We start from the raw sequence: 23,778 nt of genomic DNA on the forward strand, positions 1-23,778 counted from the left end.
AGAAGCGTAATGCAGAAGAAAATTTTACTGGTCGGGGAATCCTGGACCAGCACATCCGTTCACGTCAAAGGCTTCGATCAGTTTGCCACCGCCACCTGGCACAATGGCGCGACCGACTTTATGGCGGCGCTGGCCGACAGTGATTATGCCATTACCTACATGCCCGCCCATGCCGCCGCGACCGAGTTTCCGCTGACGCCTGCCGGGCTTCAGCAGTGGGATGCGATTATTCTGTCCGACATCGGCGCCAATACGTTGCTGCTGCACCCGGATACCTGGCTGAAGAGCCAGCGCACGGCAAACCGCCTGACGCTGATCCACGATTACGTGGCGGCGGGCGGCGCGCTGATGATGATTGGCGGCTATTTTAGTTTTCAGGGCATCAACGGCGGCGCGCGCTATCGCAACACGGCGGTCGAGAAGGTGCTGCCGGTGCGCTGCCTGGCCTGGGATGACCGCATCGAAACGCCCGAAGGGGCCTATCCCAGCGTGACCGAATCTCACGCGCTGTTTACCGATATGCCGGGCGACTGGCCATGGTTACTGGGCTATAACGAAGTGGAAATGCACCCGGAAGGTAAACTGCTGGCGACCATTGCCGGAACGTCACATCCGCTGCTGGCGGTGCGCGAATATCAACAGGGCCGTTCGCTGGTCTGGACCAGCGATATGTCTGCCCACTGGCTGCCGCAGGAATTTGCTCAGTGGCCGGGTTATCGCCAGCTGTGGATCAACTGCCTGGACTGGTTAACGGTGCGCGGCTGATGAGCGAGAGCCAGACACTGGCGCAGCAGCTGTTGCGCTTTGACACCATTAATCCGCCGGGCAACGAAGCAGCCTGCATGCACTTTCTGGCGGACTGGCTGGCGGAACGGGGCTTTGACGTCATGCTGTCCACCTTCGGCGAAAACCGCCTGAACCTGATTGCCAGCCTGCCTGGCAGCCAGCCCGGACCGCAACTGGGGTTTACCGGTCATCTGGATACGGTTCCGCTCGGCAATGCCGACTGGCAGCACGATCCGTTCGGTGAAATCGTCGGGGATAAACTGTATGGGCGCGGTTCGAGTGATATGAAGGCCGCCGTTGCGGCCTTTGCCGTCGCCTGCGTTACGCACCAGCAGGCGATTCGACAGGGTTCCGGCGTGGTGATGTTGATTACCGGCGGCGAAGAAACAGGCTGCGATGGTGCGCGGGCGCTAATCGACAGCGCTGACCTGCCCGAAGTGGGCGCGTTGATCGTCGGCGAGCCCACCGCCAACTATCCGGTTATCGGCCATAAAGGCGCACTCTGGCTGCGCTGTGAAACCCGGGGCAAAACGGCCCACGGCGCGATGCCGGAGCTGGGTATCAATGCCATTTATCTGGCGGCGGACGCGCTGGGCAAAATTCAGCATTTCTCACCCGGCGCGCCGCATCCGCTGATGAAGCAGCCGACCCTCAACGTCGGCCGCATCGTGGGCGGTCTGAACATTAACTCCGTGCCCGATCGCACGCAGTTTGACGTGGATATCCGCAGCGCCCCCAATCTGCAGCACGCCACCATTCGTCAGCAGCTCACGACGTTACTGGGCGACAGCGTAACGGTGACCACGCTGGTGGATCTGCCCGCGGTGCTGAGCGAAGACAATCAGGCCTGGATTCAGTCGGTTTATCAGCACTGCCAGACGTTACATGATGCCCCGCTGACACCGCGCATTGTGCCCTACTTCACCGATGCGTCCTTGCTGCTGCCCGCGCTGGGCAATCCGCCCTGTATTATCCTCGGCCCCGGCGAGCCGTCGATGGCGCACCAGACCGATGAATACTGTCTGCTGAGCCGGTTAGCGGAAGCGGAGGTGCTGTATGGTGCGTTGATTCACGACTGGATGACGTGATGAAGAGATGATGCATGCGCGGAGCGGTGTCAGCCCCGTTTTCCTGAGGCTTAATCTTTTCCTGCACGGCGGGCTTTTTCACTTCAAACCTTTCCGCCTTTACGCTGCGCCGACACGGCCTGATATCGACGTAAAAGCCATCAGGGATTTCCCCTCTATAATGATTGCGGTGTTTCAGGCCAGAGAGAACATGATGAGACGGCGAGCATGCGTGATAAAGCGTTATGTGTCTGCGTATCCCGATCCCCTTTTCGTGGAGGCAGGCGACGTTGCGGTGGTCAGCCACTGTGATCTGGCATGGCGAGGCTGGCTGTGGATAATTTTGCCCGGTGGAAAAGCAGGCTGGGCACCTCAGCAATACTTTTCGCTACGTAGTCCAAATCAGGTTATCTGTCGGCAAGCCTACAGTGCGCAGGAACTGACGGTCAGTCCTGGTGAGCCGGTGAGCGTAACGACATCGCTGAACGACTGGTACTGGGCTGAACGCGCATCGGGCGAGTGCGGCTGGGTGCCTGGGGAATGCATCAGGCTGTTGGATGACTGACCGATGCGTAGTAGCTGCAAACAAAAAGGCCGCCCGAAAGGCGGCCTTTTTCACGGCAGACGCTTAACGCCGTTTCACCAGCATAAACAGACTGATGGCAAAGAAGACGAAGCTTGGCAGTATCGCGCCGAAAATCGGCGGCAGGCCGTAGACCAGGCTGAGCGGGCCGAAAATCTGGTCCAGCACATAGAACAGAAAGCCGAAGCTGATGCCGGTCACCACGCGAACGCCCATTGAAACGCTGCGCAGGGGGCCGAAGATAAACGACAGCGCCATCAGCATCATCACCGCAACCGACAGCGGCTGGAAGATCTTGCTCCACATGTTCAGGCGGTAACGACCGGATTCCTGGCCGCTCTGCTTCAGGTATTTACTGTAATCGTAAAGGCCGCTAATCGAGAGCGCATCCGGATCCAGCGCCACCACGCCCAGCTTGTCAGGCGTCAGATTTGTTTTCCACTCGCCGCCCAGGCTTTGTGAGCCGGTAATTTGTTTGGGATCGGTGAGGTTCGATTCATCCACCTGCGACAGCACCCACAGCTTTTTGTCTTTATCCCATTTGGCCGAGGCCGCGTAGCGAACATTCTCTAAGCGGCGCGCGTCGTTGAAGTTATAAATACTGACGCCATCGATCTCATCGTCGCCTTTAATGCGCTCAATGTAGATGAAGCTGTTGCCGTCTTTTGCCCACAGGCCGTTTTGTGTTGAAACCAGCGCGCCGCCGTAGAGCTGCTGCGCGCGGAAATTACGCGCCATCTGCTCGCCCTGCGGGGCAACGAACTCGCCGATAGCCATGGTCAACAGGACCAGCGGAATCGCCGTTTTCATCACCGACAGCGCCACCTGCATGCGGGTAAAACCCGCCGCCTGCATCACGACCAGCTCACTGCGCTGCGCCAGCGTTCCCAGTCCCAGCAATGCGCCTAACAGGGCGGCCATCGGGAAGAAGATTTCGATATCTTTTGGCACGCTCAGCAAGGTGTAGTAGCCCGCATCCAGCGCGCTGTATGCACCCTGACCGGTCTTACGCAACTGATCGACGAACTTGATGATGCCGGACAGCGAGACCAGCATAAACAGCGTGAGCAGAATGGTATTAAAGATGGTTTTACCAATGTAGCGATCAAGAACGCGAAACATCAGATCGATCCTCCGCGTGAAAAGCGCGCGCGAATCCGGCGCGCAGGCACCGTATCCCACAGGTTAAGCACAATCGCTAACGCCAGGTAGCTGAGGTTAACCACCCACATCCAGATGGCCGGATCCAGGCGGCCTTTGGCTCCACTTGAACGCAACGAACTCTGCAGCAGGAAGAAGATCAGGTACAGCAGCATGGCGGGCAGCATGGACAGTACGCGCCCCTGACGTGGATTGACTACGCTGAGTGGTACCACCATCAGGGCCATCACCAGCACAGAGAACACCAGCGTCAGACGCCAGTGAAACTCGGCCTTAAATTCCGGCGTGTTGTTAGCGTAGAGCGTACTCAGGGGAGCCTGATCCACATCGTTAGGATCCAGCGTCGCCTGTTTATAGCCTATATAGGCCTGGTAGTTGGTGAAATCCGTAATGCGGAAATCACGTAACAACGCTGTGCCCTCAAAGCGAGTACCTTTGTCCAGGGTGACGATCTGCGAACCGTCTTTTTCCTGTTGCATATGGCCGCTGTCGGCCAGTACGACGGACGGGCGGGCATTGCCTTTTGGCCGTAGCTGCGCCAGGAATACATGGCCGAAATGGTTGCCTTTTACGTCTTCCACGAACAGCACATTATTGCCGTCGCTGGAGGTCTGGAACTGCCCGGCCGCCATGGCCGCTGCGCCGGGGTTGGCCTTGGCGTTTTGCGTAACCTGATCCTGATAACGTGACGACCAGGGGCCGAGCCAGATGACGTTAATCGCGGCCACAATCGACGTGAACAGCATCAGAATCATCGCCGCTTTGACCAGCACCGCTTTGCTCAGCCCGCAGGCGTGCATCACGGTGATTTCACTTTCCGTATACAGCCTTCCCAGCGTCATTAAAATCGCCAGAAACAGGCTAAGGGGCAGAATAAGTTGCGCCATTTCAGGCACACCGAGTCCTAACAGCGTCAGAACAAGGTTTGTCGGCACTTCGCCATCCACCGCAGCCCCTAAAATCCTGACCAACTTCTGGCAGAAGAAGATCAACAACAGGATAAACAGGATAGCCAGCTGGCTTTTGAGCGTTTCCCGAACCAGATATCTAATAATGATCACGCTTAATACGCCTGTGAAAACTTGTCTTTTTGCAGGAAAATCGCTAATTTCAACGCTTATTAGCCATTTTTCTTCATAAATGGCCGAAGCCAGCGCTAAAAATGTATACGAATTGCATGTGGGTGGTGAAAAAACAACACGTTGTCACCCTGATTCATTACGACCGTCGACAGCATGCTAGCATGTTGCACCGATTAATAAATGAGTCATGAATGCGCTACATTCTAGCGGCAGCTACGGCTGTTGTCTTTAAGATTCAGGAGAGTGCATGGAGTTCAGTGTAAAAAGCGGTAGTCCGGAAAAACAGCGCAGTGCATGCATTGTAGTTGGTGTTTTCGAACCGCGCCGTCTGTCACCGATTGCCGAGCAGCTGGATAAAATCAGCGATGGCTATATCAGCGCCCTGCTGCGCCGCGGTGAGCTGGAAGGTAAAGTGGGTCAGACGCTGCTGCTGCATCATGTGCCGAATATCCTGTCAGAACGTATTTTGCTGATTGGCTGCGGCAAAGAACGCGAGCTGGATGAGCGTCAGTACAAGCAGGTGATTCAGAAAACCATTAACACGCTGAATGACACCGGCTCGATGGAAGCCGTGTGCTTCCTGACCGAACTGCACGTCAAAGGGCGCAACACCTACTGGAAAGTGCGTCAGGCTGTCGAAACCTCTAAAGAGGCGCTGTATAACTTCGACCAGTTGAAGAGCAACAAAGCCGAACCGCGCCGTCCTTTGCGCAAGCTGGTGTTTAACGTGCCGACCCGCCGTGAGTTAACCAGCGGAGAACGGGCGATTCAGCACGGCCTGGCCGTTGCGGCGGGCGTGAAAGCGGCCAAAGATCTGGGCAACATGCCGCCGAATATCTGTAATCCGGCTTACCTGGCTTCTCAGGCGCGTCAGCTGGCGGATGCCTACAGTAAACACATCTCAACCCGCGTGATTGGCGAGCAGCAAATGAAAGAGCTGGGCATGAACGCCTATCTTGCCGTCGGGGCCGGTTCGCACAATGAATCCCTGATGTCGGTGATTGAGTACAAAGGCAACCCGGATACCGATGCACGCCCCATCGTGCTGGTCGGTAAAGGGCTGACCTTCGACTCCGGCGGTATTTCTATTAAGCCTGCGGACAGCATGGATGAAATGAAGTACGACATGTGCGGTGCGGCATCCGTTTATGGCGTGATGCGCATGGTCGCCGAGCTGAACCTGCCGCTGAACGTCGTGGGCGTACTGGTCGGCTGTGAAAACATGCCGGACGGCAAATCCATGCGCCCGGGCGATGTGCTGACCACCATGTCTGGCCAGACCGTTGAAGTGCTGAATACCGATGCCGAAGGTCGCCTGGTGCTGTGCGATGCCCTGACCTACGTCGAGCGTTTTGATCCGGAAGTGGTCATCGACGTGGCGACGCTGACCGGCGCCTGCGTGATCGCGCTGGGCCATCACGTCAGCGGCCTGCTGTCGAACCACAACCCGCTGGCCCATGAGCTAATCAGCGCGTCAGAACAGTCGGGCGACCGCGCCTGGCGCCTGCCGATGGCCGATGAGTACCAGGAACAGCTGGAATCCAATTTTGCCGATATGGCCAACATCGGTGGCCGTCCGGGCGGCGCGATTACCGCCGCTTGCTTCCTGGCGCGTTTTGCGCGCAAATATAACTGGGCGCACCTGGACATCGCCGGCACCGCGTGGCGCTCCGGCAAGGCCAAAGGGGCCACCGGCCGTCCGGTGCCGATGCTGTCACAGTTCCTGCTGAACCGTGCAGGTCTGAACGGCGACGACTAAACGTCCGGGCAACCGAACCAACCGGGGTGGACGCCATGTCGCCCCGCTTTTCTTTTAGCAGGCAATTCGATGAAAAACGCAACCTTCTACGTGCTGGAAACCGATGCATCCCGCGACGGCTTAACCGCTGTGGAAGCGCTGGTGTGCGATCTGGCGGAAACACGCTGGCGGGCCGGTAAGCGAGTGCTCATCGCCTGTGAAGATGAGCAGCAAGCCATTCGGCTGGATGAGGCGCTCTGGCAGCGCCCTGCCAATGCCTTTGTGCCACATAATCTGGCTGGCGAAGGCCCGCGCTACGGCGCACCGGTCGAGTTGGCCTGGCCGCAGCGTCGGGGCAATTCACCGCGCGACCTGCTGATCAGCCTGCTGCCGCAGTTTGCAGATTTTGCTACTGCTTTCCATGAAGTGATAGACTTCGTTCCTTATGAAGAATCGCTCAAACAGTTAGCGCGCGATCGCTATAAAGCCTATCGCAGCGTTGGCTTCCAATTGAATACGGCAACGCCACCACAGCCGCAAACGACATAGCAGAAATGGATAAGACATATAACCCGCAAGATATCGAGCAGCCGCTTTACGAGCACTGGGAAAAGCAGGGCTACTTCAAACCGAATGGCGACACCAGCCAGGAAAGCTTTTGCATCATGATCCCGCCGCCGAACGTCACCGGTAGCTTGCACATGGGTCACGCCTTCCAGCAAACCATCATGGATACCATGATTCGCTACCAGCGCATGCAGGGCAAAAATACCCTGTGGCAGGCCGGTACCGACCATGCGGGCATCGCCACGCAGATGGTGGTTGAGCGTAAGATCGCCGCAGAAGAAGGCAAAACCCGTCAGGATTACGGTCGTGATGCCTTTATCGACAAAATCTGGCAGTGGAAAGCCGAATCCGGCGGCACCATTACCCGCCAGATGCGCCGCCTGGGCAACTCTGTGGACTGGGAGCGTGAACGCTTCACCATGGATGAAGGCCTGTCCAATGCCGTAAAAGAAGTGTTTGTGCGCCTGTACAAAGAGAACCTGATTTACCGCGGCAAGCGCCTGGTGAACTGGGATCCGAAACTGCGCACCGCGATCTCTGACCTGGAAGTGGAAAACCGTGAGAGCAAAGGCTCCATGTGGCACATCCGCTATCCGCTGGCCAACGGCGCCAAAACCGCCGACGGGAAAGATTATCTGGTTGTCGCCACCACGCGTCCGGAAACGCTGCTGGGCGATACTGGCGTGGCCGTGAACCCGGACGATCCGCGTTATAAAGATCTGATCGGCAAGTTTGTCATGCTGCCGCTGGTTGATCGCCTGATCCCGATCGTGGGTGACGAGCACGCGGATATGGAAAAAGGCACCGGCTGCGTGAAAATCACCCCGGCGCACGACTTCAACGACTATGAAGTGGGCCGTCGTCATAAGCTGCCGATGATCAACATCCTGACCTTTGACGGGGATATCCGTGAAAGCGCGCAGGTTTACGATACCAACGGCGAAGCCAGCACCGTCTACAGTGACGCGATCCCGGCTGCGTTCCAGAAGATGGAACGTTTTGCGGCGCGTAAAGCCATCGTGGCCGCAGTGGACGAACTGGGCCTGCTGGAAGAGATCAAACCACACGATCTGACCGTTCCTTACGGCGACCGCGGCGGTGTGGTCATTGAGCCGATGCTGACCGACCAGTGGTACGTCCGCACGGCACCGCTTGCAAAAGTGGCCGTTGAAGCCGTTGAGAACGGCGATATTCAGTTTGTACCTAAACAGTACGAGAACATGTACTTCTCCTGGATGCGTGACATTCAGGACTGGTGTATTTCCCGTCAGCTGTGGTGGGGTCACCGCATTCCGGCCTGGTACGATAACGACGGCAACGTTTACGTTGGTCGCACCGAAGACGAAGTGCGTAGCGAAAACAACCTGGCCGCCGATGTGGCGCTGCGCCAGGACGACGACGTACTGGATACCTGGTTCTCCTCAGGTCTGTGGACGTTCTCAACGCTGGGCTGGCCGGAAAACACCGAGGCCCTGCGGACCTTCCACCCGACCAGCGTGCTGGTCAGTGGCTTTGACATTATCTTCTTCTGGATTGCCCGCATGATCATGCTGACCATGCACTTCATCAAAGATGAAAACGGTAAACCGCAGGTGCCGTTTAAAACCGTCTATATGACCGGTTTGATCCGCGATGAAGAAGGCCAGAAGATGTCCAAATCCAAGGGCAACGTGATTGACCCGCTGGATATGGTTGACGGCATTTCGCTGGTAGATCTGCTGGAAAAACGCACCGGTAACATGATGCAGCCGCAGCTGGCCGAGAAAATCCGTAAGCGCACCGAGAAACAGTTCCCGAACGGTATTGAGCCATCCGGTACCGATGCGCTGCGCTTTACGCTGGCCGCGCTGGCATCAACCGGTCGTGATATCAACTGGGACATGAAGCGCCTGGAAGGTTATCGCAACTTCTGTAATAAGCTGTGGAACGCCAGCCGCTTTGTGCTGATGAATACCGAAGATCAGGATTGTGGTCAGAACGGTGGCGAGATGACGCTGTCGCTGGCCGATCGCTGGATTCTGACCGAGTTCAACCATACGGTGAAAGCCTACCGTGAAGCCCTGGACAGCTATCGCTTCGATATCGCCGCCAACATTCTGTATGACTTCACCTGGAACCAGTTCTGTGACTGGTACCTGGAGCTGACCAAGCCGGTGATGAACAGCGGCAGCGAAGCAGAACTGCGCGGTACGCGCCATACGCTGGTTCATGTACTGGAAGCGCTGCTGCGCCTGGCGCACCCGATCATTCCGTTCATCACGGAAACCATCTGGCAGCGCGTGAAAGGCCTGAAAAATATCAGCGATGACACCATCATGCTGCAGCCGTTCCCGCAGTTTGATGCGGCGAAAGAAGATGCCGAAGCCAAAGCCGACATTGAGTGGATGAAGCAGGCGATCATCGCGGTGCGTAACATCCGTGCGGAGATGAACATCGCGCCGAGCAAGCTGCTGGATGTGCTGCTGCGTGACTGCTCGCCGGCGGCCCAGCGCCGCGTTGAGGCCAACCGTAACTTCCTGTCACGCCTGGCGCGTCTGGAAAGCCTGACCATTCTGCCTGCGGGCGAGAAAGGGCCGGTTTCGGTGACCAAAATTGTCGAAGGCGCCGAGCTCCTGATCCCGATGGCGGATCTGGTGGATAAAGCCGCCGAGCTGGAACGTCTGGCGAAAGAGCTGGTGAAACTCGATGTTGAAATCGAGAAGATTCAGACCAAGCTGGCCAACGAAGGCTTTGTGTCCCGTGCCCCGGAAGCGGTCGTCGCCAAAGAGCGTGAACGCGTTGCCGACATGGAACAGTCCAAAGCAAAACTGATTGAACAGCAGGCGGTGATTGCGGCATTGTAATCGCATCGGCTGGCGTTCTTTAAAGCCCACGCTCAGGCGTGGGTTTTTTTATGGCTTCATTTGCGGCACATTGGGAAGTAGCGTTTTCAATACCGCCGCCGTATTGACTTGGTCGCCCTTAATCAGAAGACAGTTCTGGCTCATGGCAACCAGTTCTGCTTTGACTTTCTCATCTGCCTGCCAAAAGAAGGCATTCCTTTTTAAAGCCCTTTGCCTGAGCGTTTTTAAACGTACTGGGCAGATAAGGTGGGTTTCGCCATTGGTAAATGCATCAATACCTGCAAACAAACGTGCATCACCCGTCTCTTTACTGGCCCCCCAGACAGAAGCGGGAAAGTAATAGGCCGGAAAGTCTTTCGACGGCACGGAAAACACCTTTTCGTGCCAGGAAGCCATGCCAACAATTTCAATCGCGCGCTGATTAATCTGCACCAGTTGAACAGAAAACAGCGTAAACACGCCAAGTACCAGACCCGGTGAAAACGCCAGAATGGGTTTGAAGCCATAATGAGCTTTCATTTTATTAGTCAACAGGGAAAATAGAGCTGGCATAAATAGCAGAATATATAAACCGGTAATAATAAAATACTGCGGTAAGGTATTTTTCGCTGAAAAGTAGATATCACCCGGCAATAAAAATAACAGAGGAAAAAAAGAGAGAACAGATATACTAATAGAAAAAATAGTGTAAAAGATATTGATGACAATGACATTCAGGCTTATTTCCGCCAGAAAAAAACTTCTTTTAAGTTTCGCATTTAGTCCGTTCTCGACCGACTTAATGTGCTTTAGTCTGGCAAGCAGCTGGCGGTGATGCTGCTGCCGGTGACGATTAACCCGGTGATTCACCAGGCTGTGTATGCATAAAGCCACAACAAATGCTACTAGTAATATCAGCCATGCATTGGTAGTGTCGCCAAAATAAAACCATGTAAAGATGGTCAGGAAGGCGCTAAGGGCGGCGATTGCGCAGCATCCTTCATTATAGCGCCGTGCTAGCCGAGCTTTTTTCCCCTTTTGCACACCCGTAAATGAACACAGTGCCGATGGAGCAATCAACGTTAAAGAAAATACGCTAAAAAAGAGTACGGAGGTGATAAATATGGCAACAACACCTGTCACACTGTTTATTATCCGCGGAAAGACATCCGGCCGACCAATCCACTGAAAATACGCCCATGCATTGAAAAAACCCATAATAATAAAGAAAGGAAAAAGGTCTTTAATGGTTTTAAGAGTGAAACGGGAAAACATTTTATATGGCTCCATGCATGGTGAAGAATATTGCTTTTACCTGACGATAATGCTATTTCTGATGAATGTCTAACCTGATTCCCTCATACTGCTCCGCTATGATCCCTGATACCCAACCACATTCCTTGCTGCGTCCAATCGTCGCCGCCGACAATCCCCATATCGCCCGGGTCATCCGCGACGTCTCTGCGGAATTTGGCCTGACGGCGGATAAAGGCTACACCGTTGCCGATCCTAATCTGGACCAGCTGTTTGAGCTGTACAGCGCTGAACACAGCGCTTACTGGGTGGTGGAACATCAGGGGAAGGTGATGGGCGGCGGCGGCATTGCCCCGCTCGCCTGCAGCGCGCCGGATATCTGTGAACTGCAAAAGATGTATTTCCTGCCCGCTATCCGCGGCTTCGGCGTGGCGCGCGAACTGGCGCTGTTAGCCATGGATCATGCGCGCCAGCGGGGCTTTCGTCGTTGCTATCTGGAAACCACCGGCAGCCTGACGCGCGCCATTAAGCTTTATGAATCGCTGGGCTTTGCGCGTATCGACCATGCGCTGGGCTGCACCGGCCATGGCGACTGCGAGTTCAGGATGCTGAAAACGCTGTAACGCCGTCAAAAAGCCGGGACGCCGCTGTGAAAGCGCAGCTCCGTGTCCGGCTCACTAATCAGCCTGGCCTCCGCTTCACCAATCGCCCGTACGCGCGCCGTAATGTCTTTGGGTGATATCTGTGCCGCCAGCGCCAGGTAATCCTGGTAATGGCGGGCTTCAGAACGCAGCAGCGAGATATAAAACTTCTCGAGTTCACTGTCCAGGAAAGGCGCCAGGCTGGCAAACCGTTCGCAGGAGCGCGCTTCGATATAGGCACCGCAAATCAGCTTATCCACCAGCGTATCGGGTTCGTGCGTGGTCACTTCGCGCAACAGCCCTTTGGCGTAACGACTTGAGGTGATTTTCTCGTACACCAGACCGCGCGACTGCATAATTTCCCACACCTGGTAAAAGTGATGCAGCTCTTCTTTAATCAGCAGCACCATTTTCTCTACCAGATCATCCGCCCACGGCAGCGCATTGCGTACGATGATCGTTTTAGTCAGATTTTTATGGGCGTTGATAAAATCGCTGTCGCCGTCTTCGCGAAAGATAAAATTCTCGTAAGGCCGCAGCCACGTCAGAATCCGGTCTCCACTTGGCTTGTCGGCGACATATTTGCGAATCAGCCAGACGGCGGTCTGTGCGGCTTTTAATTCACACACCAGATGGTCGGTCAGGAGCAGCGTGAGGTTTTCAGGTTTGCGTGCTTCATCAATCCAGGCCTGCGGCGTGCGGCAGTGTAAAAATTGCTGTATCGGTTCAAGTAAGGGTGCGTAATTCATGAATGTCAGACAGGGCCGGAAAACAGAAAAGGCGGAGCAGACTCCGCCCTCGTCAGATTAATGGCGAATGCCGTTATCGTCTTCGTCGATGACATCGCCATCGTCTTCATCGTCATCCTGGGCATTCGGATCTTCAAAGTAGGTGCCCCAGCCATCGTAGTCGACGTTATATTTTGCCACCAGATTCACCAGCTGCTCTACCTGCGCGTCGATCAGCTCCGCTTTCAACGCGCCTTCGCTGAGAATGTCCACGCACATGACGGTGGTGCCGTCTTCCAGCTCCAGCTCTTCCGGCTCGGTGACTTCATAGCCCAGCTTAAACGCGTCCACCGCCGCTTTTTCCAGCGAGTCAAAGTTGTTACAGGAGAGATGGTGCTCAATGGTATAGAGCGCATCGGGATCGCTGCCATCCTCTAACAGTTCTTCGATGATCAGCCGCGTCTCTTCACGCTGCTCTTCCAACAATGCTTCAAATGCCATGGCGATATCCTCTCTGAGTTCGGCAATAAGTCATTATTTTCCCATACTGCCTGTCGCGCCACTACACAAAACAGAAAAGATTATTCTCGCCAGGGTTGAAAATGCATATTCATACGGTTAAATTGAATTTTAATTCATTACGAAACCCGTACCGGAGTGCTGTATGAGTCAGTTGTATCATCGTCATTTTCTCAGGCTGCTGGATTTTACCCCGGCCGAGATCGATTACCTGCTTGCCCTGTCTGCCGAATTAAAACACGCCAAAAAAACCGCCAGCGAAACCCAATACCTGAAAGGCAAAAACATCGCGCTCATCTTCGAAAAAGACTCGACCCGTACCCGATGCTCTTTCGAAGTTGCCGCCTACGATCAGGGAGCTAACGTCACGTATCTTGGCCCGAGCGGCAGCCAGATCGGCCATAAAGAGTCGATGAAAGACACCGCGCGCGTGCTGGGCCGCATGTACGACGGCATTCAGTATCGGGGTTACGGTCAGGCACTGGTGGAAACGCTGGCCGAGCACGCGGGCGTGCCGGTCTGGAACGGCCTGACCACCGAGTTTCACCCTACCCAGTTGCTGGCTGACCTGCTGACCATGCAGGAGCATCTGCCCGCTACACCGCTGAATAAGATGACGCTGGTATACGTTGGCGATGCCCGCAATAACATGGGCAACAGCATGCTGGAAGCCGCCGCGCTGGTCGGGCTGGATCTACGCATGGTTGCGCCACAAAGCTGCTGGCCGGAAGCCGGGCTGGTCGCAGAATGCCGTCAGGTCGCCGAAAAGACCGGCGGTAAAATCACCCTGACGGCGGATATTGCCGAGGGCGTAAAAGGTGCCGACTTTATCTATACCGACGTCTGGGTTTCCATGGGCGAAGCCAAAGCGGTGTGGGAAGAACGGATTGCCCTGCTGCGCGACTATCAGGTGAACCGTGCGATGCTGGCGCTGACCGGCAACCCGGCGGTGAAATTCCTGCACTGCTTACCGGCTTTCCATGACGATCAGACCACGCTGGGCCGCCAGATGGCAGAACAGTATGGCCTTAAAGACGGCATGGAAGTCAGCAATGAGGTCTTTGAGTCGGCACACAGCATCGTGTTTGACCAGGCTGAAAACCGGATGCACACCATCAAAGCGGTAATGGTCGCCACGCTGGGACAGCGCTAATCAGACAGACGCAAACCGTTACCTGTTACGCGATTTTTCCTTGATGCCAACCCGCGATGGCGTATAATGCGCCACAATTTGCCGGAGGAAACATGCAACAGCATCGTGGACAATGTGACGCGCTATCTCGCCTGACCGCAGGCGGCACCGCTGTTTCTTTCCGTCATCGAACCGATCTCAAAAAAGCCCCTTTCTAAGGGGCTTTTTTTTGTCCGCAATCCGGCCGCGCAGAGGAGAGAGCTATGGCTAACCCGCTATATCGCAAGCACATCATTTCAATTAACGATCTCAGCCGCGACGAGCTGGAGCTGGTGCTGCATACCGCCGCCCGGCTCAAAGCCAACCCTCAGCCGGAACTGCTGAAACACAACGTGATCGCCAGTTGCTTCTTTGAAGCCTCCACCCGCACCCGGCTGTCGTTTGAAACCGCCATTCATCGCCTGGGTGCCTCCGCCGTCGGCTTTGCCGATGGCAGTAACACCTCGCTGGGCAAGAAGGGGGAAACCCTGGCGGATACCATTTCCGTCATCAGTACCTATGTGGACGCGATTGTGATGCGTCATCCGCAGGAAGGGGCAGCCCGACTGGCCACGGAGTTCTCCAACGGCATTCCCATTCTGAACGCGGGCGACGGCGCGAATCAGCACCCAACACAAACGCTGCTGGACCTGTTTACTCTCCACGAAACCCAGGGTCGTCTCAGCAATCTGAACGTGGCCATGGTGGGCGATCTGAAATATGGCCGTACCGTTCACTCGCTGACCCAGGCGCTGGCCAAGTTCGACGGCAACCGCTTCTTCTTTATCGCGCCGGATGCGCTGGCAATGCCTGCCTATATCACCGATATGCTGGACGAGCAGAATATTGCCTGGTCGCGCCATGACAGCTTTGAAGAGGTGATGCCTGAGCTGGATATTCTCTATATGACCCGCGTGCAAAAAGAGCGGCTCGATCCCTCAGAATATGCCAACGTCAAAGCCCAGTTTATTTTACGGGCAGCCGATCTGGCCGGAGCCCGCGATAACATGAAAGTGCTGCATCCGCTGCCCCGTATTGATGAAATTACCCCTGACGTGGACACCACGCCGTACGCCTGGTATTTCCAGCAGGCAGGTAACGGTATTTATGCGCGCCAGGCCCTGCTGGCGCTGGTACTGAACAGCGACATCGCCCTGTAAGGAGTGCACAATGAGCCACGATAACAAACTGCAGGTCGAAGCCATCAAAAACGGCACGGTTATCGATCATATCCCGGCGCAGGTGGGCTTTAAGCTCCTGTCGCTGTTTCGCCTGACCGAAACTGACCAGCGCATCACTATTGGTCTGAACCTGCCGTCAGGTGAAATGGGCCGTAAGGACCTGATCAAGATCGAAAACACCTACCTGACCGACGATCAGATCAATCAACTGGCGTTCTATGCGCCGCATGCGACGGTCAATCGCATCGACGACTATGAAGTGGTGGCCAAGATCGCCCCGGCGCTGCCGGATCACATCGATCGGGTGCTTACCTGCCCGAACAGCAACTGCATCAGCCGCAGCGAGCCGGTGTTCTCCAGCTTCGCCGTCAAGCACCGCGCCGATGAGGTGCACCTGAAGTGCAAATACTGTGAGAAAGAGTTCGCCCGCCATGTCGTGCTGGGCCACTTTTAATCGTCCCGGGCGCGCCTATAATGGAACGCGTTCTGTTGCGGGCGGCATCGTTGCTGCCCCGGCCTTACTTTAAGGAGAAATGATGTCTCGTGAAATCAGTACGGAAAAAGCCCCTGCGGCCATTGGCCCTTACGTACAGGGCGTTGATCTCGGCAACATGATCATCACCTCGGGCCAGATTCCCGTGAACCCGGCCACCGGTGAGGTCGCCGATGATGTGTCTGCGCAGGCACGTCAGTCGCTGGAAAACGTGAAGGCAATTGTGGAAGCGGCGGGACTGACGGTAGGCGATATCGTTAAAACCACCGTGTTCGTGAAAGATCTGAATGACTTTGCGACCGTAAACGCCACCTACGAAGCGTTCTTTACTGAGCACAAGGCAAACTTCCCGGCGCGCTCGTGCGTGGAAGTCGCCCGTCTGCCCAAAGATGTGAAGATTGAAATCGAAGCAATTGCACTGCGTCGCTGATAAAACGCGTGCGCACCGGGTGCGCACGCGGCTTTCGGTCTGCCATCAAGCCAGGAATTTGCCCTGCTTACCGCCGACCGTTCACGGTGTGATCAACCTTAAAAGCTTTGCCAGTTATCCTGTCCGCCTGTCGCCAGAGCCATTACGGGTTTGGGCGCAACAACGGCTGTGGGTTGACGCTGAGGCGTCACATCAGCCGCCTGCTGGCCCGCGAGCGTAAACCTGCGCACCAGCGCAGCCAGGCCGTCGGCCTGCTCCTGTAGTGAGAGCGATGCGGCCGAGGCTTCTTCCACCAGGGCTGCATTCTGCTGGGTCATATCGTCCATCTGATTGACCGCCTGATGCACCTGCGCGATCCCCTGGCTCTGCTCTGTGGCCGCAGCGGCGATTTCGTTAACCAGATCGGTAACCTGACTGACCGCACCGCGCATCGTCTCCATATTCTGATTCACGTTATCCGCCTGCGACGTTCCCGATTCAATCAATGCATTCGACGACTGAATCAGCGTTTTGATTTCACGGGCGGCGGTGGTGGAACGCTGCGACAAATTGCGCACTTCCCCTGCCACGACCGCAAAGCCGCGCCCGTGTTCGCCGGCTCGCGCCGCTTCAACCGCCGCGTTCAACGCCAGAATATTGGTCTGAAACGCAATGCCTTCAATCAGGGTGATAATGTCGCCCACCTTGCCCGCGCTGTCACGGATCGACGTCATGGTATCCAGCATGGTAGTGAGTGCCGCAGAGCTGGTTTCGGAGAGGTTACGCGTATTTTCGGCCAGATTGCTCGCCTGACGCGTGTTGTCGGCGGTCTGTCTGACGGTTTCGCTGATTTGCGTCATGCTGGCAGCCGTTTGCTCCAGCGAGGCAGCCTGCTCTTCTGTACGGGCAGACAAATCCTCATTCCCTGCCGCAATCTGTGCCGACGCACTGCTGACGGACTGTGAGGCACTGCTGACCGCATGCATAGCGGACGAAATGCTTGTCATCAGACGATTATAAGAGCGTGCCATGATACCGACTTCATCACGGCGGCTGTCATCGGCCTTCAGGGAAAGATCAAGCGTATTGCTGGCGCGTTCCATCAGCCCACCCATGGCATTCAGGCTGCGGCGGACGCGCATGATGGTCAGTATCGTCAGCATCCCCAGGCCAGTAATCGCCAGGGCAATACCGGCGGCCATGCCCCATTTGGTCAGCCGATAAATATGTTGGTTTTGCAGGCGTAACGCTTCACCCATTTTGCTGTTAAATTCAAACTGATCGCGGTAACTGTTTTTTAGCTGGGTGATGGCACCGCCAATGCCTTCATCATCACTTAACAATGCCAGGCTGCGTTCATTCTGATGTGCCCGGGAAGCCGTGAGAAATGCCGGAAGATTTTGTTTAACGGCATCGATTAGCCGGAATGACTTTTCTGTCATCACCCGATCGTCGTCGTTGGTAATATCGTTATCGAAATAATATTTCGTCAGTGTCGAAATGTCCTCAATGCGTTTTTGAATAACCGCTTCGAGACTGGCCAGCTTGCCGCTCTCATCCTCTGTCTGATGACGATATAACGCCACAGAGAGGCGATTACTTTCATCCACCAACCGGTTTAATACCTTAAGCGAATCAATCGTGTTTACCTGCACATATTCAAATCTCGCCTGAAAACCGGCGAGAAGTGAAAGCGTTACGATCCCCAGAATAATCAACGAACCTGCTAAAAGCGAAAAAGCCAGAGAAAGTCTTTGCGTCATATTCATTAAACCGAGCTCCTTTCTTTCCTCCGAGCCTATTCCCGAAGGAAGCCATAAATTAATCGGCAATAATAAATAAAAATTTATTTCAATTTTTTTAAACCTGAATTCGATTTCAAGTTTAAATTAATTATTCATTGCAAAAACTTATCGAAATTAAATAAATAACCGGAAAAAAACAATAACAAAACAAACTATATTTTTTTGAATAATAAATTTCTGGTGATACGTCAAAAAAAGGCGTAATACCCTCGGGGCCAGCATAAAGGAGAAAAGCGGAACCGCGGGGACAGCGCGCCCCGCGGTTGTTGCATCAGGCTCGGGAGGACGGACGCCACAGCCACAGGAAGGTAATCGCCAGCGCGAACAATGCACCAAAGCCAATGCCGGTCGCCACGGCGGGCGCACCGGCGCGAATGGCCAGCGTATACAGCCCCAACATGATGAGCATGGCGGTGTTTTCAATCAGGTTCTGCACTGCAATCGCATTGCCCGCGCCGACGCTCTGTTGACCGCGTTCCTGAAGCAGCGCGTTGAGGGGTACAACAAAGAAACCGCCCAGTACGCCGATGATCATCAGCAGCAGGTAAGCATTCAGCAGGGTATGTTGCAGGGCGAAAATCACCACCATCACGCCGATCAGAACGCCCGCGGGCATACAGCGGCGCACGGTTTCCAGCGTCACCAGCTTTGCCGCCAGTGCCGCGCCCACCACAATCCCTACCGCGACCATAGCATTCAGCATGGTCGGCGTTTTGTTATCGCTGATGCCCAGCGCCACGGGTACCCACAGCACCAGCAGAAAACGCAGCGTTACACCTGCGCCCCAAAACAGACTGGTACCGAGCAGAGAAAATCGGGTTTCGGCATTGTTCCACAGCAGGCGCGTCGCGCGGAGAAAACGGCCCAGCATGGCCGCCACATTCCAGCTCTGCCCCGGACGCGCGGCGCGCAGTCTGGGAATAAACAGGTTCGCCACCACCGCCACCGCATAGGTCAGAGCACAGGCGGCCAGTGCGGCAACCAGATTCCAGTCCGACAGGATGCCGCCCGCCACCGAGCCCAGCAGAATAGCTGCAATGGTGGAGGCTTCCATCAGCCCGTTGGCTTTAACCAGCTTTTCGCCATGCGCAATTTCAACCAGAATGCCGTACTTCGCCGGGGAGTACGCGGCAGCCCCGATTCCCACCAGGGTGTAACCCAGGAAAGGATTAAAACCGAAGCAGATCACCATCGCACCGAGCAACTTCAGGCTGTTGGCAAACATCATGGCCCGGCCTTTGGCAATGCTGTCTGCCATCTGGCCGACAAAGGGCGCAAGCAGAATATAAGTGGCAACAAACAGCATCTGCAGTACCGGCTGGCTCCAGTCGGGATAGAACTGGTTTTTCAGCAACGCCAGCGTGGCAAACAGCAGGGCGTTATCGCCGAACGCGGAGAAAAACTGCGCCACGATTACCGCTATCATGCCGCGCGACAGTAACGGCGCATCACGTTCTGGGATCATGCCTGGTCCTCTTCCGCCATTTTCTTAAGGGTGACATAGTCAGGTTTGCCACTGCCCAGCAGCGGCAGCTGTTTGACCACGCGGATATCGCGCGGTACGGCCAGATCCGCGGCACCCAGCGACCGGGCCGCCTTTTGCAAATCCTCACGCGCTAAGGCGCTGTCGGTAGTAAACAGCACTAATGCTTCACCCCGATTACCGTCGGGCCGCAGCGAGGCCGCGTGCTGTTTCTCCGGCGACGCGCTCAGGGCGATCTGCTCGACCACTTCCAGCGAGACCATTTCCCCGGCAATTTTGGCAAAGCGCTTCGCCCGGCCCTGGATCTGGCAGAAACCGCCGTCATCAAAGCTGACGATATCGCCGGTATCGTACCAGCCCGCTTCCATCTGCCCTTCCCCGTTGTCCGCAGCCGGGGTTTCCAGTACGCCGGGATTCTCCACCCGCAGGTAGCCTTTCATGATATTTGGACCACGCAGTTGCAGCCGCCCGCCCTGTTCAATGCCCGGCACGGACATCAGGCGCGAATCCATTCCCGGCAGAATACGACCTACCGTGTGCGCTTTGGCGGCCATGGGCACGTTGATGGCGACAACAGGCGCGCATTCGGTGACGCCATAGCCTTCCAGAATCCGGATGCCGTATTTTTCCATGTAAAGCTGGCGCGTGTTCTCCTGCAGTTTTTCTGCCCCCGCGACCACATAGCGCAGACGGGCAAAGTCATAAGGTTGCGCAAAACGGGCGTAATTCCCCAGGAAGGTTGAAGTGCCAAACAGCACGGTACAGTTGCGGTCGTACACCAACTCAGGCACCACGCGGTAGTGCAGCGGACTGGGATACAGAAAGACCTGCGCCCCGGTCATCAGCGGCGTAAACAGCCCCACAGTCAAGCCGAAGGCATGGAACAGCGGCAACGCTGACATAAAGCGATCGCGTGGCGTAAAGTCGGCCACCGTGCGAATCTGCTCAACGTTCGCCAGCAGGCTTTTATGAGAATGCACCACGCCTTTCGGATGCCCTTCGGAGCCAGAGGTAAACAGCACCATCGCGGCATCTTCCGGCTGTTGCGTCACCTGCGCCTGACGCGGCGCCAGCAAATGCGCCAGTATCCAGAGCTTATCCTGCAACGTGACGGTATCTTTCAGATCTTCCAGATAGATCCACCGCACCTCGGTCAGCGCCTGCGGCAGATGCCACAGGTTGCCTTTATCCAGGAACTGCCGCGACGTGAACACGGTCTTTACCTGTGACGCAGTCAGCGCCGCACGCAGGCCCGTTACGCCCGCAGAGTAGTTCAGCATGGCGGGCACGCGCCCACGTAATGATGCGCCCAGGATCGCCGCCGCCGTGACCGTGGCGTTGGGCAGCAGCAACCCGACGTAATCGCCAGGCTGGCTGTACCGTTCCAGAATGCGTCCAACGCCCAGCGCTTTTTTCAGCAGGCCGGTATAGCTGTCGGGTTTGAAATTCACGTCTTCGATGCATCGCTTAAACGCGCCATAGCGCTGACGGGCACTCAGGAAAGCCTCATACAGGGTTTCCCTGGGTCGCACCGCCATGCGTGCTTCCATCATAATATGGTGCAGGTGCTCACCGGCCAGCACGCGACGGTCGCGGGCGCGCTTCGCCTCGGGCATCGGAATGTGTGTGCCGGGTAAAATGCTCAGGGTAATACGGGGAAACAGGCGACGCTTGAAAACGCCCGCCAGGCGACCGAACGGCGTAAATTCTGCCCCTTCAATGCGCATCGGCACCACGGTCGCGCCAGATTTTGCTGCGACAAAGCCCGCGCCGCTGTAAATCTTCATCAGCGATCCGGTCACGGTAATGCGGCCTTCGGGGAAAATAACCACCGGGCGGCCGCTGTCGATGAGCCGCACCAGCTGCTTCAGCGCCATCGGCTTCATAGGATCGAGCGGCACGAAATCCGCATAGGGTTTTATCAGGCGTAAAAACCAGTGTTCGCTAATAGACGAGTAGATTGCAAATACTGGCTTAACGGGCAGAAACAGCGCCAGTAGCGCGCCATCCAGGAATGAGGTGTGATTGGGCGTAATCAACACTTTCTGCTTGCGCAGCTCAGCGGTATCGCCCCGCAGTTCAACCCGCCACAGCAGGCGAAAAAGCAGACGGAAAAAAGTGAATAACATGCCGGCTCCTTAGCATGGTGAAAACAGCCACTCACGATGCAGGATTTAGCGGTAATCGACAACTGATTATTGGCGGATGCGCGGGAGAAAGCTGATGCAGATCATGACAAGACCAGGCCAGATTTCAGGCAAAAAAAACCCACGCATCTGCGTGGGTCGGTGTAATAACGACTGGCCTTGCCGGAGCAGTGCCCGTTTTCACACCCATCAATACCTCTGGGATTTCTATCCTCTCACCCTTTAGTCGGTCAGAGACAGGTGAAAAAAGAAAATGAATTCGCCGAAATGAAACGAGGTGTAAAAACATCCACACCTCGCTTACAGTTTGATTTGATTAGGATTTATCTGAACCGTTATCCACAGGCTTACTGTAGATAGCATCGGGGGCGATATTCATGTGCTTCAGCACCGGCCCCATGATGTTGCCGAATACCGGCGCGGCCACGGAGCCACCAAAGTGATCGCCAGCGGTCGGGTGGTTAATCATGACGACCAGCGCCACTTCAGGATGGCTGGCGGGAGCAATGCCAGCGGTGTAGTTCACATAGCCGCCGTCATATTTACCGCTGCTGCCCATTTTCTCCGCTGTCCCGGTTTTGGTAGCCAGACGATAGCCGGGTACCGCCGCCTTCACCCCGGTCCCGCCCGGTAAGACGTCACTTTCCAGCATATGCACCACTTCTTTCACCGTTTCAGGATTGGCCACCTGCTTGCCCAGCACGGGTGGCGTGACCTTGGTGATCGACAGCGGACGATAAACCCCATAGGAACCCAGCGTGGCATATTCCCGGGCAATCTGTAGCGGCGTCACGCGTAAACCATAGCCGAAGGAGAAGGTCGCGCGTTCGATATCGGCCCAGCGCGTGCGGTGCAGCGGGAAGTAGCCGACGCTTTCGCCGGTTAAGCCCAGTCCGGTGGGTTTACCGAGGCCAAAGGCATAGTAGGTGTTCACCAGGGCTTCCGCAGGCATTGCCAGGGCAATATGCGAGACGCCGATATCGCTCGATTTTTGCAGGATGCCGGTCATCGTCAGACGCGGCCAGTGCCCGACGTCACGGATCAGGTGGCCGTTCACGCGATAAGGCGTGGTATCCAGTACAGAATCCGGTCGCACCAGGTGGCGCTCCAGCCCTTCCATCACTACCAGCGGTTTCACTGTCGAACCCGGTTCATAACTGTCGTTGATGGCGGTATTGCGCATCTGTGCCGGTGTGGCACCCTGATAGTTGTTGGGGTTGAACGACGGATAAGAGGCCATCGCCAGAATCTCGCCGGTATCAATTTTGACCAGCACCGCCGCACCGGAGTCGGCCTTGTTGAGCAACACGCCGTCACGCAGTTTGCTGTACAGTGTGTACTGGCTGAATTTATCAATGCTGAGCTGTACCGTCGGCGGCTGCGTCGGCGGCTGATAGCTAATCATCGAAATGATATTGCCGGCCGCATCCTGGCGATACACTTCTTTGCCCGGCTGACCCTGCAGCACTTTATCGAAGCCTTTTTCCAGGCCATTCAGTCCGGTATTGTCAGCACCGACGATGCCGATAAGCGGTGCCGAGGCTTCACTCATCGGATAGAAGCGGCTGTCGTCATAGACCTCACTGATGCCCTTCAGCTTGAGATCTTTGATGTCTTTGGCGATCCCCAGCTCCACTTTACGTCCCAGATAGAGAAAACGACGTTTAGGATTGGCGGTGATCTGTGACGCGACCTCTTCGGGCCGCATACCCAGCGCCGCCGCCAGATAGGCCCATTTGGCGCTGGTAAAGTCGGGGTTACTTTCCAGTACGCGCTGCGGATCGGCGATCACGTCACGCGAGGGCACACTGAGTGCCAGTGCCTCACCATTGCGATCCAGTAAGGTGCCCCGGCTGGTGGGCAGCGTCACGGTACGCAGAGAGCGCTGATCCGCCTCATGCTCCAGCATCGGCTGATTCAGGAACTGCAAATCGGCCACGCGCGCCAGTAAAACGACCATGCAGGCCAATACGCCCAGACAAATCAGGCGAAAACGAAACGGGTTAAACGGGGCTTTTATCTGGTCTTTACCCAGTAATTTTTTTATCCGGGGCATAGCAATCCGCTGCGCTTAAAAAAAAGAGGTCAATCCAGCAGTTATAATCAAAGCGCGGGTGAAAACACAGGAAAACTGTGTATCA

Annotated in this window: 20 protein-coding genes; 11 read left to right on the forward strand and 9 right to left on the reverse strand. The window is 55.9% G+C overall.

The window, feature by feature from the left end; all coding sequences use genetic code 11:
* Positions 1–9: 9 nt before the first annotated feature.
* From C7433_RS07985 to C7433_RS07995, 3 genes are all read left to right on the forward strand, one after another.
* The gene (locus tag C7433_RS07985) at positions 10–765 is read left to right on the forward strand and encodes a glutamine amidotransferase (protein ID WP_033739233.1); all 756 of its coding nucleotides are present in this window, start codon (positions 10–12) and stop codon (positions 763–765) included.
* Positions 765–1,874 carry a M20 family metallopeptidase gene (locus C7433_RS07990; protein ID WP_110267933.1) on the forward strand — a complete coding sequence of 370 codons (1,110 nt, stop codon included), beginning with the start codon at positions 765–767 and terminating at the stop codon, positions 1,872–1,874. Before C7433_RS07985 ends, C7433_RS07990 begins: the two co-directional genes overlap by 1 nt.
* Before the next feature lie 211 nt (positions 1,875–2,085).
* Entirely contained in the window at positions 2,086–2,418 is a 333-nt protein-coding gene (locus C7433_RS07995; RefSeq protein ID WP_233255765.1) for an SH3 domain-containing protein, read from the forward strand.
* A 63-nt stretch (positions 2,419–2,481) separates the two neighbouring features.
* Here C7433_RS07995 and lptG read toward each other — a convergent pair whose 3' ends face one another.
* Entirely contained in the window at positions 2,482–3,558 is a 1,077-nt protein-coding gene (gene lptG, locus C7433_RS08000; protein WP_006121802.1) for an LPS export ABC transporter permease LptG, read from the reverse strand.
* Positions 3,558–4,658: an LPS export ABC transporter permease LptF gene (gene lptF / locus C7433_RS08005; protein WP_033739230.1), complete on the reverse strand. Its 1,101-nt coding sequence runs from the start codon at positions 4,656–4,658 to the stop codon at positions 3,558–3,560. Before lptF ends, lptG begins: the two co-directional genes overlap by 1 nt.
* 268 nt (positions 4,659–4,926) lie before the next feature.
* Here lptF and pepA point away from each other — a divergent pair, with 268 nt between their 5' ends.
* The 3 genes from pepA (at position 4,927) to C7433_RS08020 (ending at position 9,827) form a co-directional block, all read left to right on the forward strand.
* The gene (gene pepA, locus C7433_RS08010; protein ID WP_033739229.1) at positions 4,927–6,438 is read left to right on the forward strand and encodes a leucyl aminopeptidase; all 1,512 of its coding nucleotides are present in this window, start codon (positions 4,927–4,929) and stop codon (positions 6,436–6,438) included.
* 69 nt (positions 6,439–6,507) lie between these two features.
* Positions 6,508–6,966, forward strand: coding sequence for a DNA polymerase III subunit chi (locus C7433_RS08015; protein ID WP_033739228.1), 459 nt, complete (start codon positions 6,508–6,510; stop codon positions 6,964–6,966).
* 5 nt (positions 6,967–6,971) lie between these two features.
* Positions 6,972–9,827, forward strand: a complete 2,856-nt coding sequence (locus C7433_RS08020) for a valine--tRNA ligase (protein WP_110267934.1) — start codon at positions 6,972–6,974, stop codon at positions 9,825–9,827.
* A 48-nt stretch (positions 9,828–9,875) separates the two neighbouring features.
* Here C7433_RS08020 and C7433_RS08025 read toward each other — a convergent pair whose 3' ends face one another.
* The gene (locus C7433_RS08025) at positions 9,876–11,096 is read right to left on the reverse strand and encodes a hypothetical protein (protein ID WP_110267935.1); all 1,221 of its coding nucleotides are present in this window, start codon (positions 11,094–11,096) and stop codon (positions 9,876–9,878) included.
* Positions 11,097–11,146: 50 nt separating this feature from the next.
* Between C7433_RS08025 and C7433_RS08030 the strand changes: the two genes are divergently transcribed.
* Positions 11,147–11,683 carry a GNAT family N-acetyltransferase gene (locus tag C7433_RS08030; protein ID WP_110267936.1) on the forward strand — a complete coding sequence of 179 codons (537 nt, stop codon included), beginning with the start codon at positions 11,147–11,149 and terminating at the stop codon, positions 11,681–11,683.
* Positions 11,684–11,688: 5 nt separating this feature from the next.
* On the opposite strand, the gene C7433_RS08035 is transcribed toward C7433_RS08030, so the two are convergent.
* Positions 11,689–12,450 carry a tRNA-(ms[2]io[6]A)-hydroxylase gene (locus C7433_RS08035; RefSeq protein WP_110267937.1) on the reverse strand — a complete coding sequence of 254 codons (762 nt, stop codon included), beginning with the start codon at positions 12,448–12,450 and terminating at the stop codon, positions 11,689–11,691.
* A 57-nt stretch (positions 12,451–12,507) separates the two neighbouring features.
* Positions 12,508–12,930, reverse strand: a complete 423-nt coding sequence (gene rraB / locus C7433_RS08040) for a ribonuclease E inhibitor RraB (protein WP_006121795.1) — start codon at positions 12,928–12,930, stop codon at positions 12,508–12,510.
* A gap of 163 nt (positions 12,931–13,093) precedes the next feature.
* On the opposite strand from rraB, the gene argF reads away from it, so the two are divergent.
* The 4 genes from argF to ridA all read left to right on the forward strand — a co-directional run bounded on the left by argF (position 13,094) and on the right by ridA (position 16,223).
* Positions 13,094–14,101 carry an ornithine carbamoyltransferase gene (argF, locus tag C7433_RS08045; RefSeq protein ID WP_006121794.1) on the forward strand — a complete coding sequence of 336 codons (1,008 nt, stop codon included), beginning with the start codon at positions 13,094–13,096 and terminating at the stop codon, positions 14,099–14,101.
* Positions 14,102–14,343: 242 nt separating this feature from the next.
* On the forward strand, positions 14,344–15,279 hold the full coding sequence (pyrB, locus tag C7433_RS08050; RefSeq protein ID WP_006121792.1) for an aspartate carbamoyltransferase: 936 nt from the start codon (positions 14,344–14,346) through the stop codon (positions 15,277–15,279).
* A 10-nt stretch (positions 15,280–15,289) separates the two neighbouring features.
* Positions 15,290–15,754: an aspartate carbamoyltransferase regulatory subunit gene (gene pyrI / locus C7433_RS08055; RefSeq protein WP_006121791.1), complete on the forward strand. Its 465-nt coding sequence runs from the start codon at positions 15,290–15,292 to the stop codon at positions 15,752–15,754.
* Positions 15,755–15,836: 82 nt separating this feature from the next.
* Complete coding sequence (gene ridA, locus C7433_RS08060; protein WP_006121790.1) at positions 15,837–16,223, forward strand: 2-iminobutanoate/2-iminopropanoate deaminase; 387 nt, start codon at positions 15,837–15,839, stop codon at positions 16,221–16,223.
* 98 nt (positions 16,224–16,321) lie between these two features.
* Here the strand turns inward: ridA and C7433_RS08065 are convergent, their stop codons facing one another.
* From C7433_RS08065 to C7433_RS08080, 4 genes are all read right to left on the reverse strand, one after another.
* A complete protein-coding gene (locus tag C7433_RS08065) occupies positions 16,322–17,971 on the reverse strand; it encodes a methyl-accepting chemotaxis protein (RefSeq protein ID WP_110267938.1) in 1,650 nt (549 codons plus the stop codon).
* 307 nt (positions 17,972–18,278) lie between these two features.
* Positions 18,279–19,472, reverse strand: coding sequence for a lysophospholipid transporter LplT (gene lplT, locus C7433_RS08070; protein ID WP_110267939.1), 1,194 nt, complete (start codon positions 19,470–19,472; stop codon positions 18,279–18,281).
* Entirely contained in the window at positions 19,469–21,619 is a 2,151-nt protein-coding gene (gene aas, locus C7433_RS08075; protein WP_110267940.1) for a bifunctional acyl-ACP--phospholipid O-acyltransferase/long-chain-fatty-acid--ACP ligase, read from the reverse strand. Before aas ends, lplT begins: the two co-directional genes overlap by 4 nt.
* 334 nt (positions 21,620–21,953) lie before the next feature.
* Complete coding sequence (locus C7433_RS08080; RefSeq protein WP_039338881.1) at positions 21,954–23,693, reverse strand: penicillin-binding transpeptidase domain-containing protein; 1,740 nt, start codon at positions 23,691–23,693, stop codon at positions 21,954–21,956.
* Between the last annotated feature and the right edge of the window lie 85 nt (positions 23,694–23,778).

The sequence above is a fragment of the Pantoea sp. PNA 03-3 genome, assembly GCF_003201175.1.
Classification (GTDB): Bacteria; Pseudomonadota; Gammaproteobacteria; order Enterobacterales; family Enterobacteriaceae; genus Pantoea; species Pantoea stewartii.

What these genes read in the sequence shown, in the direction of transcription:
- C7433_RS07990 (WP_110267933.1), top strand. Translation starts at nt 765, where the DNA reads ATGAGCGAGAGCCAGACACTGGCGCAGCAGCTGTTGCGCTTTGACACC.
- pepA (WP_033739229.1), top strand. Translation starts at nt 4,927, where the DNA reads ATGGAGTTCAGTGTAAAAAGCGGTAGTCCGGAAAAACAGCGCAGTGCA.
- pyrI (WP_006121791.1), top strand. Translation starts at nt 15,290, where the DNA reads ATGAGCCACGATAACAAACTGCAGGTCGAAGCCATCAAAAACGGCACG.
- C7433_RS07985 (WP_033739233.1), top strand. Translation starts at nt 10, where the DNA reads ATGCAGAAGAAAATTTTACTGGTCGGGGAATCCTGGACCAGCACATCC.
- C7433_RS08065 (WP_110267938.1), bottom strand. Translation starts at nt 17,971, where the DNA reads ATGAATATGACGCAAAGACTTTCTCTGGCTTTTTCGCTTTTAGCAGGT.
- C7433_RS08080 (WP_039338881.1), bottom strand. Translation starts at nt 23,693, where the DNA reads ATGCCCCGGATAAAAAAATTACTGGGTAAAGACCAGATAAAAGCCCCG.
- lptG (WP_006121802.1), bottom strand. Translation starts at nt 3,558, where the DNA reads ATGTTTCGCGTTCTTGATCGCTACATTGGTAAAACCATCTTTAATACC.
- C7433_RS08030 (WP_110267936.1), top strand. Translation starts at nt 11,147, where the DNA reads ATGTCTAACCTGATTCCCTCATACTGCTCCGCTATGATCCCTGATACC.
- C7433_RS08020 (WP_110267934.1), top strand. Translation starts at nt 6,972, where the DNA reads ATGGATAAGACATATAACCCGCAAGATATCGAGCAGCCGCTTTACGAG.
- argF (WP_006121794.1), top strand. Translation starts at nt 13,094, where the DNA reads ATGAGTCAGTTGTATCATCGTCATTTTCTCAGGCTGCTGGATTTTACC.
- C7433_RS08025 (WP_110267935.1), bottom strand. Translation starts at nt 11,096, where the DNA reads ATGGAGCCATATAAAATGTTTTCCCGTTTCACTCTTAAAACCATTAAA.
- pyrB (WP_006121792.1), top strand. Translation starts at nt 14,344, where the DNA reads ATGGCTAACCCGCTATATCGCAAGCACATCATTTCAATTAACGATCTC.
- C7433_RS08015 (WP_033739228.1), top strand. Translation starts at nt 6,508, where the DNA reads ATGAAAAACGCAACCTTCTACGTGCTGGAAACCGATGCATCCCGCGAC.
- ridA (WP_006121790.1), top strand. Translation starts at nt 15,837, where the DNA reads ATGTCTCGTGAAATCAGTACGGAAAAAGCCCCTGCGGCCATTGGCCCT.
- rraB (WP_006121795.1), bottom strand. Translation starts at nt 12,930, where the DNA reads ATGGCATTTGAAGCATTGTTGGAAGAGCAGCGTGAAGAGACGCGGCTG.
- C7433_RS08035 (WP_110267937.1), bottom strand. Translation starts at nt 12,450, where the DNA reads ATGAATTACGCACCCTTACTTGAACCGATACAGCAATTTTTACACTGC.
- lplT (WP_110267939.1), bottom strand. Translation starts at nt 19,472, where the DNA reads ATGATCCCAGAACGTGATGCGCCGTTACTGTCGCGCGGCATGATAGCG.
- aas (WP_110267940.1), bottom strand. Translation starts at nt 21,619, where the DNA reads ATGTTATTCACTTTTTTCCGTCTGCTTTTTCGCCTGCTGTGGCGGGTT.